Origin of the sequence: uncultured Oscillibacter sp., from assembly GCF_950073225.1 — a bacterium.
Lineage (GTDB): Bacteria > Bacillota > Clostridia > Oscillospirales > Oscillospiraceae > Oscillibacter.
In genome coordinates this window covers 218,552-234,172 of the sequence record NZ_CATMPS010000001.1, presented here as the reverse complement: position 1 = coordinate 234,172, position 15,621 = coordinate 218,552, and the positions used below count along the sequence as shown (strand labels likewise).

Genomic DNA, 15,621 nt, shown 5'->3' with positions numbered 1-15,621 from the left:
TCCTTTGCCCCCGGAAAACGGGCTTTCCGGCGGACTGCGTAATTTTACAGCGTACAGTATAGCACACCCGGCGGGGCTTCGCCACAGGAAATTCGGAAGAATCGAAAAAATTTACAAACCTGGAGGCAGGGGCAAAAAAGCACGCCGCGGGTTTCGCGGCGTGCCCAAGATATGACGGCGGCTCAATACCCCACGATGAGCCCCTTTTCCATGGCGTAAAAGCTGGTGAGGCCCCGGCAGGGGACCAGCTCCACGCTCTTTACCGGCAGGTCCTTTAAAATCTGCTCCTTTAATTTCAAGGCACCCGGCAGATTCTCGCAGTGGCAGACGACGACCTCCGCCCCGGTGCAGTCCTTGCTGTCCTTCATCAGCGCCGTGATGGTCTGGTAGGTCCTGGCCTCCCCCCGGGCCTTGCCCGCCACATGGATGGTGCCCTGGGGGGTGGCGTCGGCGATGACGTGGATGCCCAGGGAGTGGAGCAGGGTCCCGACCAGGGGGCGCATCCGCCCGTTTTTAATGAGGTTGTCGAAGTTCTCCAGGGTGAAGCAGGTCCGCAGCGCCGCCTGGTACAGCCGCAGCTGGGCGCAGATGTCCTCAAAGTCCCCTCCGGCCTCTAAAAGCCGCTTTGCCCGGCGGATTAAGAGGATCATGGCCCCCGCCGTGGCCTTGGAGTCGATGACGCAGATCTCCTTTTCCGGGTGCTCCTCCAGCGCCATGTCCCGGCCCAGGACGGCGGCGTTATAGGTGCCGGAGAGGTTGGCGGAGATGGTGAAGCACACCGCCCGGTCCGCCTCCTCAAAGGCCTTGGCAAAGGCGGCGGGGGAGGGGCAGGCGGTGGAGGCGGCGGCCTTCTCATGAGCCATGGCCCCCAGGAGCTGGGGAATCTCCAGCGCGTCGTTGTCTATGAACTCCCGCTCGCCCACCTGGAGCCGCAGAGGGACTGTCTCAAAGCGGATCTCCCCGCCGTCAAAGGCGCTCATGCGCAAATCGCAGCTGCTGTCGCTCACAATTTTACAAATCATACAACACACCCCATAATATGGTTTCCGATATCACGTCTTCTGTTATCATACAGGAATTTGCCCCGCTTGTCAACCGAAAAAGAAAAAACAGGAGGGAATTTTTCCCCGGAAGGGGCGGCAGGCCCCGCCGGACACGCCGGGGCGGGAGAGAAATTTTTTCCCCAAATCCACGGTTGACATAACAGTGTGGACAACTCTGTGGATAATGTGCAAAAGTCCCTTCCCGGAAGGGGTCCGGTGGGGTGACGGGGCCGTTATGAAACGGTAACAAAAGTAACATTTTCCGAAAAAACGGCGGTCCCGGCCGGGAAAAGGCGGGAAAGGGGAGGCGGCGGCGGGAGGGGGTTGAACCGGGGGGCTTCTTGTGATATAATCGAACCGTTTCAAAATCCTGGGCAAAACCGGGGCTTTTCCCCCTATATGCTGTGCCCGGAGGCGAAAAAAAGACGTTCCCGGCGGATGCCGCCGGTTTTGGAGGAACTATGGCGAAGAAACAGGATTACGGCAACGACAGCATTTCCGCCTTAAAAGGCGCGGACCGGGTGCGCAAGCGTCCCGGGGTTATTTTCGGCTCCGACGGCCTGGACGGCTGCGAGCACGCGGTCTTTGAGATTTTATCCAACTCCATCGACGAGGCCCGGGAGGGCCATGGAACGTCCATCACCGTCACCCGCTTTTTGGACCGGAGCGTGGAGGTGGAGGACGCGGGCCGGGGCTGCCCGGTGGACTGGAACGAGAAGGAGCAGCGCTTCAACTGGGAGCTGGTCTTCTGCGAGCTCTACGCCGGGGGCAAATATGATAACGTGTCCGGGGACAACTACGAGTTCTCCCTGGGCCTCAACGGCCTGGGCTCCTGCGCCACCCAGTACGCCTCCCGGTACATGGACGTCACCGTCTGGCGGGACGGCTTTGAGTACCGCCTCCGCTTCGAGCGGGGGGAGATCGCGGGGGAGCTCCAGAAAACGCCCCTGCCCAAGTCCCAGGCGAAAAAGACCGGCACCCGGACCCGGTGGCTTCCCGACCTGGAGGTGTTCACGGACATCAATATCCCGGCGGAGTACTTCTCCGGCGTGATGAAGCGCCAGGCGGTGGTGAACGCCGGGATTACCTTCCATTTCCGCAACGAGACGGAGCCGGGGGTTTTTGAGGAGACGGAGTTCGTCTATGAAAACGGCATCGCCGATTATGTGGCCGAGCTGGCGGGGGAGAACAGCCTGACCTCCCCGGCCTTCTGGCAGGCGGAGAAGAAGGGCCGGGACCGGGAGGACAAGCCGGAATATAAGGTGAAGCTGTCAGCGGCCTTCTGCTTTTCCAACCGCGTGAACGTGGTGGAGCACTATCATAACTCCAGCTGGCTGGAGCACGGGGGAAGCCCGGAGAAGGCCAGCCGCTCCGCCTTTGTCTCCGCCGTGGACAAGTACCTCCGGGAGCAGGGGAAGTACCAGAAGAACGAGAGCAAGGTCACCTGGGCGGACGTGGAGGACTGCCTGATTTTGGTCACCAGCAACTTCTCCACCCAGACCAGCTATGAAAACCAGACGAAAAAGGCCATTACCAATAAGTTTGTCCAGGAGGCCATGACGGAATTCCTCCGGTCCAACCTGGAGATTTACTTTATTGAAAACCACTTCGACGCGGAGAAAATCGCCGGGCAGGTGCTTTTGAACAAGCGCAGCCGGGAGAAGGCGGAGGAGGCCCGGCTGAGCATTAAGAAAAAGCTCTCCGGCAGCGTGGACATCGCCAACCGGGTGCAGAAGTTTGTGGACTGCCGGACGAAGGACGCCGCCAGGCGGGAAATCTACATTGTGGAGGGCGACAGCGCCCTTGGCAGCGTGAAGCTGGCCCGGGATTCGGAGTATCAGGGCATCATGCCCATCCGGGGGAAGATTCTCAACTGCCTGAAGGCGGACTACGCCCGGATATTCAAAAGCGAAATCATCACGGACCTTATTAAGGTTCTGGGCTGCGGCGTGGAGGTGAGCAGCAAGCACGCCAAGGACGTGTCCTCCTTTGATTTGGGAAACCTTCGCTGGAGCAAGGTGGTCATCTGCACCGACGGCGACGTGGACGGCTTCCAGATTCGGACCCTGGTGCTGACCATGCTCTACCGGCTGACCCCGACGCTGATTCGGGAGGGGTATGTGTATATCGCGGAGACCCCCCTCTTTGAAATCAACTGCGGGGAGAAGACCTGGTTTGCTTACTCCGACAAGGAGAAAAACGACATTGTCAAGGACCTGGAGGGGAAGAAATACAAGATTGACCGCTCCAAGGGCCTGGGCGAGAACGACCCGGACATGATGTGGCTGACCACCATGAACCCGGAGACCCGGCGGCTCATCCGGGTGATGCCGGAGGACGTGGAGCGGACGGCCCAGGTCTTTGACCTCCTGCTGGGGGACAACCTCCAGGGGCGGAAGGACCATATCGCCGAGAATGGGTATAAGTATCTTGAAATGGCGGATATTTCCTAGGGGCGGCCCAGACCCGCCAGAGGGCGCCCGCCCTCTGGACTCCGGCCAGGGGAAACCAGTTTCCCCTGGACCCCTTCTCATTTATTTTTTTGATAAATCCCTCTTTCCATGAAATCCTGGTGCAACAGCCACCGCATGTAACCGGACCGGGTGCGCAGGGTTTCATATGCCAACCGGGTCAAATGCTCATGATCCTGCTCGGTCATGGTTACGCAAATGCGTTTGCTGATATGTTTACTTTTGGCCATACGATGCAGCACTCCCTACTGTGAACGTAGTTTTGTGATGCTTTTAGTATATGTGAATAGATTCTTATAGTCAAGGGAAATTTGAATCTTTTCACATAATGTGCTATTATAACAATTGAGATGGGGGATTCTTGTGGAACATACCGAAAGAATCTTGAAGATTTTGGAAGAAAGAAACATTACCGCTTATAGGCTGTCAAAAGAAACCGGCATTTCGCTCAGCTTGCCCAGCAAATGGAAGGAAAAGCCCTCATCAAAAGTATCCTCCGAAATTCTGGTCGCAATCGCCGACTATCTGGACTGCTCGGTCGATTACCTCCTTGGCCGGACCGAGAACCCCAACCTGAATAAATAGTGGAAAGGGCAGAATCATGCCAAAGAAGAAAACACCCGAAACCGGAAAGCCCAAATCCGGCAACCCCAACGTCTTAGGGCTCCACGCGGCGGTGGTGGAGCAGCCCATCACCGACACCCTGGAAACCAACTACATGCCTTATGCCATGAGCGTCATTGTCTCCCGGGCCATCCCGGAGATTGACGGCTTCAAGCCCTCCCACCGCAAGCTCCTCTACACCATGTATAAAATGGGCCTCCTCACGGGGAGCCGCACCAAGTCCGCCAACATCGTGGGCCAGACCATGCGCTTAAACCCCCACGGAGACGCCGCCATCTACGACACCATGGTCCGCCTCTCCCGGGGCTACGGCGCCCTGCTCACCCCCTTTGTGGACTCCAAGGGCAACTTCGGCAAGCATTATTCCCGGGACATGTCCTGCGCCGCCCCCCGGTACACCGAGGCCAAGCTCACCCCCATCTGCCAGGAGCTCTTCCGGGACATCGACAGCGACACCGTGGACTTCGTGGACAACTACGACAACACCATGAAGGAGCCCGCCCTCCTGCCCACCACCTTCCCCAACATCCTGGTGTCCGCCAACATGGGCATCGCCGTGGGCATGGCCTCCCAGTTCTGCGGCTTCAATCTAAAAGAGGTCTGCGACACGGCGGCGGCCTACCTCAAAAACCCGGACTGCGATCTGCTGGAGACCCTGCCCGCCCCGGACTTTCCCACCGGCGGGGAGCTGATCTGCGACCGGGACGCCCTCCGGGACATCTACGCCACGGGACGGGGCGGCGTGAAGGTCCGGGCCAAGTGGCGCTACGTCAAGGAAGAGAACCTCATTGAGATTACGGAGATACCCTACTCCACCTCCACCGAGGCGATTTTGGACAAGGTGGCGGAGCTTATCAAGGCGGGCAAGGCCAAGGAAATCGCCGACATGCGGGACGAGACGGACCTCTCCGGCCTCAAGCTCACCATCGACCTCAAGCGGGGGGCGGACCCGGACAAGCTCATGGCCCGCCTCTTCAAGCAGACCCCCCTGGAGGACGCCTTTTCCTGCAACTTCAACGTCCTCATCGGCGGGATGCCCCAGGTGCTGGGGGTCCGGCGGATTCTGGAGGAGTGGACCGCCTGGCGCACGGAGTCCGTGCGGCGGCGGGTGTTCTTCGTCCTGGGGAAGCGGAGGGAAAAGCTCCACCTCCTCAAGGGCCTCAAGCGCATCCTGCTGGACATTGACAAGGCCATCCGCATCATCCGGGAGACGGAGGAGGAGTCCGAGGTCATCCCCAACCTGATGATTGGCTTTGGCATCGACCAGGTGCAGGCGGAGTACGTGGCGGAAATCAAGCTCCGCAACATCAATAAAGAGTACATCCTGAAGCGGGTAAAGGAGACGGAGGCCCTCCAGGATGAAATTGACGACCTGGAGGACATCCTCCAGGACCCCCGGCGGGTGAAGAAAATCATCCTGGAGGAGCTGCGGGACGCGGCGAAGAAGTACGGCGAGCCCCGCCGCACCGCCATTATTTACGCCCATGAGCTCCCGGACCCCGGGGAGGACGAGGGGCCGGAGGAGGTTCCGGTCTACGTGTTCCTCTCCAAGGAGGGGTACTTCAAGAAAATCACCCCCCAGAGCCTCCGCATGAGCAATACCCAGAAGTACAAGGAGGGGGACGGCCTCCGGCAGAGCTTTGAGACCACCAGCCGGGCGGAGGTCATGTTCTTCACCGACAAGTGCCAGGTCTACAAGACCCGCCTCAGCGAGTTCGAGGATTCCAAGGCCAGCGTCCTGGGGGACTACCTCCCGGCGAAGCTGGGCATGGACCCGGGGGAGAGCGTGGTGTTCATGGTCCTCCCCGGGGACTACTCCGGGGGCCTCCTCTTCTTCTTTGAAAACGGCAAGGCGGCGCGGGTGGAGATCAAGGCCTATCAGACCTCCTCCAACCGCCGCAAGCTCACCGGGGCCTATTCCGACAAGTCCCCCCTGAAAGCGATTCTCCGGGTGGACGGGGACCTGGAGCTGGCGGCCTATTCCACGGAGCCACGGTGCCTGATTTTCCACACCGCCCTGCTGGCCCCCAAGACCACCCGCTCCACCCAGGGCGTGGCGGTGATGACCCTGAAGCCCAAGTACCAGTTGGAGTCCGTCCGCCCCCTGGAGGAGACGGCTATTTCCAATAAGAGCCGCTACCGGGTCCGGGCGGTGCCGGCGGCGGGGGCCCTGCTGCGCCAGGAGGACACGGAAGAAACCCAGCTGACATTGGAGGAATGAGACATGGCGGATTTTGAAACGGTCAAAAAGAATCTGGAGGCCCGGGGCTACGCCGTCCGGGTCTTCGCCACCGGGAAGGAGGCGGCGGACTACCTGGACGCCGCCATCGACGGAAAGTCCGTGGGCTTCGGCGGCTCCGCCACCCTGGACGCCCTGGGGCTCTATGAGCGGCTGGGGAGCCACAACCGGACAATCTGGCACTGGAAATGGGAGGACAAGGACGCCGCCCGGCGGGAGGCCATGGCCTCCGACGTGTACCTCACCTCTGTCAACGGCCTGGCGGAGACGGGGGAGCTTGTGAACATCGACGGCACGGGGAACCGGGCGGCGGCCACGCTGTTCGGCCATGAGAAGGTGTATTTCGTCATCGGCCAAAACAAGCTGGCGCCGGCTTACGACGGGGCCGTCTGGCGGGCCCGAAACGTCGCCGCCCCGCAAAGGGCCCGGCAGCTCGGCAAAAAGACCCCCTGCGCCGTAAAGTGCGACCGCTGCTATGAGTGCAAAAGCCCGGAGCGCATCTGCCGGGGTCTGGTGACCCTCTGGGGCCCCATGCTGGGCATGGAGGCGGAGGTTCTGCTGGTAGAGGAAGACCTGGGATTATAAGCTATAAGCCGGAGGAGAAGCAAGGGGAGGAGGCCCGCCATGAGCCGGAAATTAAGCGGACTGGCCGTGCTGACGCTGGCGCTGTGCCTGCTGACGGGGTGCTCGGCCCTGCTGGAGCGGACCTATTCCACCGCGGAGCCCCACAGCAGCAAGTTCTGGGAGAGCGAGGCCGCCGGGACCCTCCGGGCGGAGAACCACCAGGACGTGGTAAACGATCTGCTGCTGCTGGTGGGGCGGCACCAGGAGACGGCGACCCTGCGCCTGTATGATTTCAAAAGCGACCTGGCCGTGGCGGACACCCTGGAGGAGGCCGCGGCGGAGGTCCAGCAGGAGACCCCCATGGGGGCCTATGCGGTGGAGTTTATCACCACCTCCAGCCACGCCCAGCGGGGCTACTATGAGGTAGCGGTGCGCATTGGCTACCGCCGGACCCTGGAGCAGCTCCAGGCGGTGGTGAACGCCACCAGCCCGGAGGCGCTGTACAGCCTGCTGGCGGCGGCCCTGGACGAGGGAAAGACGGAGCTGGCGGTCCGCATGGGCTACTGGGGGGAAAACGGCGGCGTCCGGGTGGAGGAGGCCATGGCGCAGCTCCGGGAGGAGCGGGAGCTGACGGAAACCGTCCCCTGGGTGGTGAATTACTACCCCGCCGGGGAGAATCCCGGCCTGGTGGAGTTCCTTCTGGACCCGCCGGAGCCGGAGGAGGGCGGAGAGCCCGGGGCGGACGGAGAAGAGCCCCCCGGAGAAGAGGGGGAAAGCTCCCTTGAAGAGGGCGGGGACCCGGACGGCGGCGCGGCGCCGGAAGACGGGGAAGCCCCGAAAGAGGACCCGGAGCCGAAGGCGGACGGGGAGGAAAAAGCGGACCCCGCCGCCCCGGCGGAGCCCGGGGAAGCGGAGTAGAGGAAATTTTTTCTGCCAGGGTCTTGACAAGAGGGAAAATCTTTGCTAGAATGCTTCTTGTCCTTGCGGGCATAGCTCATCTGGTAGAGCGCCACCTTGCCAAGGTGGAGGTAGCGAGTTCGAGCCTCGTTGCCCGCTCCAGCTCAGAAATTCCCAACGCCGCTCCGTTTCCGGCTCCGCCGAAAACTGCGCTGTGTTGGGAATTTCTTCGCCTTCAGCCGTGAACCACGTTGTTGGGTTCACGGCTGAGTTTTCTTTTACGGGGGACGAAGGACGGGGGACGGGGGGTTTGACAAAAAACGGTGTCTTTGGTAAGATAGGGGCGGAAGGGCGCTGTTGCACACAATAAGCGGTTGGCTCATCTCCTGCGATTTCGGTCAAAAGGAGGTGATGCGGATGTGGAAAAGACGGCTTGTCGCCGTACTGCGTTTCCTGGCGCTTTGCGCCATGTGGACGTGGATACTTACCACAAAAGCGTGCTAGCCGTCCGGCGGGCACCGTACGGCTAGCGGGTAATCTCGTTTAGCTTTAGGGCCAGCCGCCGTGTGACAGCGCCCTTCCATGTTCATTATACCAAACCGGGCCGCTTTGTCAAGAGACAGGGCGGCCTTTTTGGGAGACGAAGGATTTTCACCAACGAGGTTGCGGATCATCCGTTATCCCCAGCAGATAGTCAATGCTGGTGTGATAGTGTTTGGCCAGCGCAATCAGGGCCCCGCTGGGAATATCCAGGTCACCGCTCTCATAGCGGGAATATGTTGCCTGGGACACATGAAGCAGCTCCGCCAGAGCCCGTTGGGGCAGGTCATGGTCTTCTCTTAAGTCCCGCAGCCGACGATACATGGCCTCCCCTCCTTTTTACTATTTTAGGATATACGAAAAATGCATATTGATTTTTATGCAAAAATCGCATAGAATAGTAAGGGGGAGGTGACCACAATGAAAGAATACAACATCCACCTGTCGGCGGAAACGGCGGCGTTTTACGAGAAGGTGGCAAAGCAAGCGGGACGGAGCATCGAGCAGGTACTGTCCGACGCCCTTTTTAAGCTTGCGGGCGAGCTGGCGCTGGAAGCCCTTCATAAGAAGCGCTGAGCGTCCATTGGAAAATTTGCAATTTTACTGGTTGACAAACGAAAAAAACGTGTTATCATAAGGTGCAACTGAACATTTGGCGTTGATAAGGACGAGTAGCCGCGCATCAACCCGCCAAGAGAGCCGCCGTTTTGGTGCGAGGCGGCCGGGAGTGGCGGCGAAAATCACCTTGGAGCCTCCTGCTGAAAGACGGCGCGGCATTGAAAATGGTTCATTTTCACGGCATTGCGGGTCAGTAGGCGTGGACGTTTGATGGGCGTTACTCCATCGGCCCGTATTGGCGGGCCATGAGGGGCCGTTTCCCGTGAGGGGGCGGCAATGAGAGTGGTATCGCAGAGCGTTCTACGCGCCCTGTCTCTTGAGGGAGACGGGGCGCGTTTTATTTGTTTCCCGCAAAAACGGGATACAATTTGCAATCAAAACTTTTTATAATACAAGGAGGAATCTACCCATGGACTACAACAAAACCATCTGCCTGCCGAAGACCGACTTCCCCATGCGGGCGGGACTGCCCAAGCGGGAGCCGGAGATGCTCAAGCGCTGGGAGACGGAGGACCTCTACCACGAGCTCCTCAAAAAGAACGAGGGCAAGCCCCTCTTCAACCTCCACGACGGCCCCCCGTTCTCCAACGGGTCCATCCACATGGGCACCGCCATGAACAAGGCCATTAAGGACATCATCACCCGGTCCTACGCCATGCGGGGCTATTACACCCCCTATATCCCCGGCTGGGACAACCACGGAATGCCCATTGAATCCAACATCATCAAACAGAATAAGCTCAACCACAAGGCCATGTCCATTCCCGACTTCCGTTCCGCCTGCCATGACTTCGCCGCCCACTATGTGGACGTTCAGCGGGACGCGTTTAAGCGCATCGGCGTTGTCGGCGACTGGGACCACCCCTACCTCACCATGGACCCCGGCTTCGAGGCCGAGGAGGTGAAGGTCTTCGGGGAGATGTATAAAAAGGGCTATATCTACAAGGGACTCAAGCCCGTGTACTGGTGCCCCCACGACGAAACCGCCCTGGCGGAGGCGGAAATCGAGTACCAGGAGGACCCCGTTACCACCGTCTACGTGAAGTTCCCCATGCACGACGACCAGGGGAAGCTGGGGGCCTTTGACAAGAGCAAGCTGTTCTTCGTCATTTGGACCACCACCATCTGGACCCTGCCGGGGAACCTGGCCATCGCCCTCCACCCCGCCGAGAGCTACGCCATTGTGAAGGCGGCGGGCGGCGAGCACTATATCGTGGCGGAGGCCCTGGCGGAGAAGGTCATGGGCTTGGGGGGCGTTGACTCCTGGGAGATTGTGGAGACTCACCCCGGCAGCTTCTTCGAGAATATGCTGGCGGACCACCCCTTCCTGCCGAAGACCAGCCGCCTGGTGCTGGCGGATTACGTCACCATGGATTCCGGCACCGGCTGCGTCCACACCGCCCCGGGCTTCGGCGCGGACGACTACCAGACCTGCAAGCGCTATGGCATGGACATGGTGGTCCCCGTGGACGACCAGGGCAGGCACACGGACTACGCCGGGAAATACGCCGGCATGACCACCGACGAATCGAACCCCGTCATTCTCCAGGACATGAAGGAAAGCGGGATGCTCCTCGCCTCTGAGGACATCGTCCACAGCTATCCCCACTGCTGGCGCTGCAAGAGCCCCATCATCTTCCGGGCCACGCCCCAGTGGTTCTGCTCCGTGGACAGCTTCAAGGACGAGGCCTGCGCCGCCGCCGACGAGGTCCGCTGGGTGCCCAAGTGGGGCATCGACCGGATGAAGTCCATGATCCGGGAGCGCTCCGACTGGTGCATTTCCCGCCAGCGCCGCTGGGGCCTGCCCATCCCCGTGGTCTACTGCAAGGACTGCGGCAAGCCCGTGGTGACGGACGAGACTATCGAGGCCATCTCCAAGCTCTTCGGCGCCGAGGGCTCCAACGCCTGGTTTGCCAAGGAGGCGGAGGAGATTCTCCCCGCCGGGTTCGCCTGCCCCCACTGCGGCGGGAAGTCCGGCTTTGAGAAGGAGACGGACACCCTGGACGGCTGGTTCGACTCCGGCTCCACCCACTACGCCGCCATGAAGAAGGACCAGGGCTTCTGGCCCGCCACCGTGTATATGGAGGGCCTGGACCAGTACCGCGGCTGGTTCCAGAGCTCCCTGCTCACCGCCGTGGGGGCCTTCGGCAAGGGCGCGCCCTTCAAGGAGTGCGTCACCCACGGCTGGACCGTGGACGGCGAGGGCAAGGCCATGCACAAATCCGCCGGAAACGGCATGGACCCCGCCGAGGTGATTGACAAATACGGCGCGGACATCCTGCGCCTCTGGGCGGCGAACACGGACTACCACGCCGACGTGCGCTGCTCCCACGATATTTTCAAGCAGCTCTCCCAGAACTACTTGAAGTTCCGGAACACCGCCCGGTACTGCCTGGGGAACCTGGACGGCTTCGACCCCAACCATCTGACCGCCCCCGGCGAGATGGAGGAGCTGGACCGCTGGGCGGTGACGAGGCTGAACGCCCTGATGGAAAAGTGCTTTGCGGCCTACGACGAGTATGAGTTCCTGGTGGCCACCCACGCCGTCAACGACTTCTGCGTGGTGGACATGTCCAACTTCTACCTGGACGTGATCAAGGACCGGCTCTACTGCGACGAGAAGGACGGGGCCCCGCGCCGCAGCGCCCAGACGGCCTTGTACCTGATTCTGGACACCATGACCCGGATCATGGCCCCCATTCTCTGCTTCACCTGCGACGAGATCTGGCAGGCCATGGCCCACCGGGAGGGAGACGACGGTCGGAACGTTTTGTTCAACGACATGCACCAGCCCTTCACGGACTACGCCCTGGACGCCGCCGCCATGGAGCGCTGGGCGGTGATTGAGGCTCTGCGGGACAAGGTGAACGCCGCGTTGGAGGCGGCGCGGAGCGAGAAGAAGATTGGCAAGAGCCTGGAGGCCGCCGTGACCCTCACCGTGCCGGAGGCGGAGGGCTGGCTGGCGGAGACGCCGAACCTGGCGGATCTGCTGATTGTGTCCCAGGCGGCGGTCCGGACCGGGAGCGAGGCCGCCGTGGAGGTCCGCAAGGCCGAGGGCGGCAAATGCGAGCGCTGCTGGAAGGTACTGCCCGCCGTAGGGGCGGATGCGGAGCATCCTGCCCTTTGTCCCCGCTGCGCGGCGGCGGTGCGGAGTTTGCCTCAGTTCTGAGGCTGGAACTCGCCCTTCGGGCGGGGAGGATTGGATACCAGCGATGGCTGGTGCAATGCACCCCCCATGTCGTCGGAAGAAACTCCGCCCACTCCGTCCCCGCCTAACGGCGAGGACTGCGCTCTGCTCCGTTCCTTCCTCCTCTCCCCACGCGGCAGGCCGCGCGGGGGCCCCGGTTTTTCTTGCCAGAAGAAAACGAGAAAACGGGCCGTGCACGGTCCAAAAGAGAAAAAGAAGTAACGGGGGACGCGACGGGGGCGCGGCTGAATGAACGGCGGAGCCGGAATGACTTCCCACGCGCAATTAGATTGAGCGGGGGTTTGTCCCGTGACGAATGGACCAGCTCCTCTTTTCGCTGCCGCTGCCCTGGCGGCCGGAAATGTATAGAAGGTCTACCGTTTTTCAGCGGTAGACCTTCTTCTTCTTTTGGTGCGGAGTTCTTCAAAGCCCGGTAAACGCAACTCTCCCGCGAGCACCGGGGGGCGGCAGCAAAAAGAGGAGCTTGTCCATTCAGTGAAGAACAACCCCCGTGCGAACCAATTGCGCGAGGGTAGTCATTCTGGCTCCGCCAATCATTCAGCCGCGCCCCCGTCCCCCGTCCCCCCGCAGGGGCGATACTTCTTTTTCTCTTTTGGACCGTGCACGGCCCGTTTTCTCTTTTTCTTCTGGCAAGAAAAAGAGAAAATGGGGGGTGCAATGAACCAGCCATCGCTGGTTGCCATTCTCCCCGCCCGAAGGGCGAGTAAAGGCCCCCCCTATTCGGGGTATTCTTCATAAAAATCCGCCAGCATTTCCTCCACGGTCACGCCCAGGGCACGGCAGAGACAGGCCAGCTCATAGTCGGTAACAATGCGGGTGTTGTTTTCAATACGGCTGATTCCCTGCTGATCTATATTTATGTTCATAACTTGTAGCCTTGCAACCAATTGTTCTTGAGAAATTTTTCGCAAATTCCGAAAATAACGGACCCGCCGGGAAATTACATTTTTATTTTCATAGAAATTGATCTTCTTCATAAAAATCCCACATTAATGAAGTGTATTTTTTCTTGACTTTAGCATCCGTATTCCTGTAATATAATGTCACAATGGCGTATTACAGGAGGTAAACAACCTATGGATTTCTATGAATCAATGCTACACAACTTTTCCGAAAAGCTTCGGGCCGCTGTCACGCCCAGCGATGAGGAAAAACAGTCCCTCTTGGCGGAGCTGATGCAAAACCGCGCCTGTCAGGCTTTGGAAGACATCCGAAAAGTCCTGGACGATGACCGGCTGGACGATCCAACCTGCTTTTATCGAATCGAGGAGATTGTAAGAATCTACGAAAAAACCGGCTCCAACGGCGGCTCCCGGCATGATTTTTAAAAATCGTGAAATTTAACAAGATCATATAAAAATTTTATACAGACTTCCCCTTGCATCCCGCCGGAGAATATGCTATACTGAACCTATTCTTGCGGTTAGGAGGAGCTAACTTTGCAGAAACGTACCCATACCCTGCTGGCCCAGACGCTGCTGCGCAGCGGCACGGGCTTTTCCGCCCGGCGCTTTGAGCTGGCCTTCCTCTTCGGGTCCTTTCAGCCGGACGTCAACCCCCTCAGCTATTTGAAGGGCTCCCTGCACTACAACAAGCTTAAGGGCCATAACTACACCAATTCCCGGGCTTACATCAACACCAAGATTTTAAAGCTCCAGCACCGCCGGCGGTGGACCATGTGGCAGTACTATACCCTGGGCAAGCTGACCCACTACCTGGCCGACGCCTATACATACCCCCACAACCCGGACTACCCCTGCACCATGCTGGACCACCACAACTACGAGACGGACTTCCGCCGCTTCATGCGGGGGTATCTGACCCACCAGCACCTTCGCCGCCAGCAGGCCCGCCGGGACCTTATCGCCGCCCTGGAGGAGCTCCACGAGCAGTACATGGCCACCCGGGCTAGTATGCTCCGGGACGCCAACTATATCCTCAAGGCCACCAGCCTCTTAATGGCCGGGTGCCTCCCCGCCGCCTGACAAGAAAACGGGCCGCCGGGGCTCCGGCATGCGTCACCCGCAGGGGCCGCCCCCCTGGGCGGCCCGCTCTTCGGCTTCTGCGCAAAACCCACAACCCCGCATTTCCTGGAACCTCCGCATTTGTAGAAACTCACAGTTTCCATTTCCCTGACGTTGTGTTATGCTTTAAACATCTAAAGAGCAAAGGGGAACCCAGCCATGACCGCCATTGCCCGCACCGCTGAATACGGCTATTTCTACTTTAGCTTTACCAAGTTTGGTAAGGCTTTTCGTGGTTTGGCTGAAACCGAGCGTGTGTGAGCTTCCGGCCCTGATGCAGGACCCAGTGTATGAAGCGGCCCGCAGCCAAACCGGCTGCGGGCCTTTTTGCGTTTCCCTGGAAACAAATTTTCATTAGGAGGAATCCGCCATGATTGTCATTTTGAAGCACAACCCCAACCGGGACCAATTGGACAGCCTCATCTCCTGGCTCCAGGAAAAGGGCGTCACCATCCACACCAGCATCGGCGAGGCCAACACCATCCTGGGCCTGGTGGGAGACACCTCCAAGCTGGACATCGACCTCATCGCCGCCCTGGATATCGTCGAGGACGTGAAGCGGGTCCAGGAGCCCTATAAGAACGCAAACCGGAAGTTCCACCCGGAGGATACGGTTATCCCCGTGGGGAACACCCAAATCGGCGGCGGCACCCTGACCATCATGGCGGGCCCCTGCTCCGTGGAGAGCGAGGAGCAGGTGGTGGCCATCGCCAAGGCGGTGAAGGCCAGCGGGGCCACTATGCTCCGGGGCGGGGCCTTCAAGCCCCGGACCTCCCCCTATGCCTTCCAGGGCCTGGGGGCCACGGGCCTGGAGTACTTGAAGACCGCCCGGCAGGAGACGGGGCTTCCCATTGTGACGGAGCTGATGGACGTGACCCAGCTGCCCCTCTTCAAGGACGTGGACGTTATCCAGATCGGGGCCCGGAACATGCAGAACTTCGACCTTTTGAAGGCCGTGGGCCACCAGGACAAGCCCGTCATGATCAAGCGGGGCATGTCCGCCACCTTCGAGGAGTGGCTGATGAGCGCCGAGTACGTCATGGCCAGCGGAAACGAGCATGTGATTCTCTGCGAGCGGGGCATCCGCACCTTCGAGAGCTACACCCGCAACACCCTGGACCTCTCCGCCATCCCGGTGATGCGCCAGCTCACCCACCTGCCCATCATCGTGGACCCCAGCCACGCCACGGGCAAGTACTGGCTGGTGGAGCCCATGGCCCGGGCCGCCGTGGCGGCGGGGACCGACGGGCTTCAAATTGAGGTCCACAACGACCCGGCCCACGCCCTGTGCGACGGGCCCCAGTCCTTAAAGCCGGAGGTCTTCGACCCCCTGGCGAAGAAGCTTTTGAAGCTCCACGCCGTGATGCGGGAGCTGGACAACGGGTAAGGAGGG

The 15,621-nt window shown here is 60.3% G+C and carries 13 protein-coding genes and 1 tRNA gene; 11 read left to right on the top strand and 3 right to left on the bottom strand.

Annotated elements, in window-relative coordinates; genetic code table 11:
• Positions 1 to 182: 182 nt before the first annotated feature.
• Positions 183 to 1,022 (bottom strand): DegV family protein, encoded by an 840-nt coding sequence (locus Q1M04_RS01120; RefSeq protein WP_297996459.1) that lies wholly within the window; start codon positions 1,020 to 1,022, stop codon positions 183 to 185.
• A 482-nt stretch (positions 1,023 to 1,504) separates the two neighbouring features.
• Here Q1M04_RS01120 and Q1M04_RS01115 point away from each other — a divergent pair, with 482 nt between their 5' ends.
• From Q1M04_RS01115 to Q1M04_RS01090, 6 genes are all read left to right on the top strand, one after another.
• Positions 1,505 to 3,496 carry a type IIA DNA topoisomerase subunit B gene (locus Q1M04_RS01115; protein WP_297996462.1) on the top strand — a complete coding sequence of 664 codons (1,992 nt, stop codon included), beginning with the start codon at positions 1,505 to 1,507 and terminating at the stop codon, positions 3,494 to 3,496.
• 381 nt (positions 3,497 to 3,877) lie between these two features.
• Positions 3,878 to 4,099, top strand: coding sequence for a helix-turn-helix domain-containing protein (locus tag Q1M04_RS01110; RefSeq protein WP_243414052.1), 222 nt, complete (start codon positions 3,878 to 3,880; stop codon positions 4,097 to 4,099).
• 16 nt (positions 4,100 to 4,115) lie between these two features.
• The gene (locus Q1M04_RS01105; protein WP_297996465.1) at positions 4,116 to 6,359 is read left to right on the top strand and encodes a DNA topoisomerase (ATP-hydrolyzing) subunit A; all 2,244 of its coding nucleotides are present in this window, start codon (positions 4,116 to 4,118) and stop codon (positions 6,357 to 6,359) included.
• Positions 6,360 to 6,362: 3 nt separating this feature from the next.
• Positions 6,363 to 6,962 (top strand): lactate utilization protein, encoded by a 600-nt coding sequence (locus Q1M04_RS01100; protein ID WP_297294005.1) that lies wholly within the window; start codon positions 6,363 to 6,365, stop codon positions 6,960 to 6,962.
• Between the two features lie 39 nt (positions 6,963 to 7,001).
• A complete protein-coding gene (locus Q1M04_RS01095) occupies positions 7,002 to 7,859 on the top strand; it encodes a hypothetical protein (protein WP_297996468.1) in 858 nt (285 codons plus the stop codon).
• 65 nt (positions 7,860 to 7,924) lie between these two features.
• Positions 7,925 to 8,000 (top strand) — tRNA-Gly (locus Q1M04_RS01090).
• Positions 8,001 to 8,489: 489 nt separating this feature from the next.
• Here the strand turns inward: Q1M04_RS01090 and Q1M04_RS01085 are convergent.
• Positions 8,490 to 8,702 carry a helix-turn-helix domain-containing protein gene (locus Q1M04_RS01085; RefSeq protein WP_295755396.1) on the bottom strand — a complete coding sequence of 71 codons (213 nt, stop codon included), beginning with the start codon at positions 8,700 to 8,702 and terminating at the stop codon, positions 8,490 to 8,492.
• A 96-nt stretch (positions 8,703 to 8,798) separates the two neighbouring features.
• Here Q1M04_RS01085 and Q1M04_RS01080 point away from each other — a divergent pair, with 96 nt between their 5' ends.
• The gene (locus tag Q1M04_RS01080; protein ID WP_295755398.1) at positions 8,799 to 8,954 is read left to right on the top strand and encodes a hypothetical protein; all 156 of its coding nucleotides are present in this window, start codon (positions 8,799 to 8,801) and stop codon (positions 8,952 to 8,954) included.
• A gap of 451 nt (positions 8,955 to 9,405) precedes the next feature.
• The gene (ileS, locus tag Q1M04_RS01075; protein WP_297996470.1) at positions 9,406 to 12,165 is read left to right on the top strand and encodes an isoleucine--tRNA ligase; all 2,760 of its coding nucleotides are present in this window, start codon (positions 9,406 to 9,408) and stop codon (positions 12,163 to 12,165) included.
• Positions 12,166 to 12,920: 755 nt separating this feature from the next.
• Here the strand turns inward: ileS and Q1M04_RS01070 are convergent.
• Entirely contained in the window at positions 12,921 to 13,181 is a 261-nt protein-coding gene (locus tag Q1M04_RS01070) for a helix-turn-helix domain-containing protein (protein WP_297294797.1), read from the bottom strand.
• Positions 13,182 to 13,280: 99 nt separating this feature from the next.
• Here Q1M04_RS01070 and Q1M04_RS01065 point away from each other — a divergent pair, with 99 nt between their 5' ends.
• From Q1M04_RS01065 to aroF, 3 genes are all read left to right on the top strand, one after another.
• Positions 13,281 to 13,532 carry a hypothetical protein gene (locus Q1M04_RS01065; protein ID WP_204790446.1) on the top strand — a complete coding sequence of 84 codons (252 nt, stop codon included), beginning with the start codon at positions 13,281 to 13,283 and terminating at the stop codon, positions 13,530 to 13,532.
• Between the two features lie 111 nt (positions 13,533 to 13,643).
• Positions 13,644 to 14,189, top strand: a complete 546-nt coding sequence (locus Q1M04_RS01060) for a zinc dependent phospholipase C family protein (RefSeq protein WP_295755405.1) — start codon at positions 13,644 to 13,646, stop codon at positions 14,187 to 14,189.
• A 409-nt stretch (positions 14,190 to 14,598) separates the two neighbouring features.
• Positions 14,599 to 15,615: a 3-deoxy-7-phosphoheptulonate synthase gene (gene aroF / locus Q1M04_RS01055; RefSeq protein ID WP_297996474.1), complete on the top strand. Its 1,017-nt coding sequence runs from the start codon at positions 14,599 to 14,601 to the stop codon at positions 15,613 to 15,615.
• The last annotated feature ends 6 nt before the right edge of the window (positions 15,616 to 15,621 follow it).